The following is a 527-nucleotide window of genomic DNA, read 5'->3' on the forward strand; positions in this document are numbered from 1 at the left end:
TNTNNTTTTCTCCCCCTCTTTTCTTTGTTTTTTTCTCTTTTTTCCTCCTTTTCTTTCTTNNTTCTCCCTCTCTCTCTTGGGGTGGTGTGTTCTTTTTCTTCTTCTGTTGCGCCGGGGTGGCTTTCTGTTTCTTTCGTTCGTGGNTGGCGCCTTTTTTTCCTGCCTCCCTCTGTCGTGCTTNTGTCCCTCCTGTGGTNTGCTCTCTCTTCTGTGTGTTGTCGTTTTTCTTCTTTTCGTCCCGGGGTGCGNCCTCTTTTCCCTTTTTCGGTCCGGGCGCGGTTCCCCTTTCCCCTGTGCGGCTTTTGTGCTTCGTCTTCCCCCCCCCNTCTTCGTTGTTGTTCCTCTGCCTCCTTTTTTTTTCTCTCCTCCTTTCTGTTGCTTTCTCTCTTTGGTTTCCTGTTTGCGCGCTGTCTTGTGTGGTNCCTTGGGTGTCTGTCTGGGTTTGGGTTTTTGCTGCCTCTTTGTGCGNTGCCCGGCGTTCTGTTCNCTTCTTTGTCTCTGNGCTGTCTGTTTTGGCTCCCTCCTTT

The sequence above is a fragment of the Desulforamulus hydrothermalis Lam5 = DSM 18033 genome, from assembly GCF_000315365.1.
GTDB lineage: Bacteria > Bacillota > Desulfotomaculia > Desulfotomaculales > Desulfotomaculaceae > Desulfotomaculum > Desulfotomaculum hydrothermale.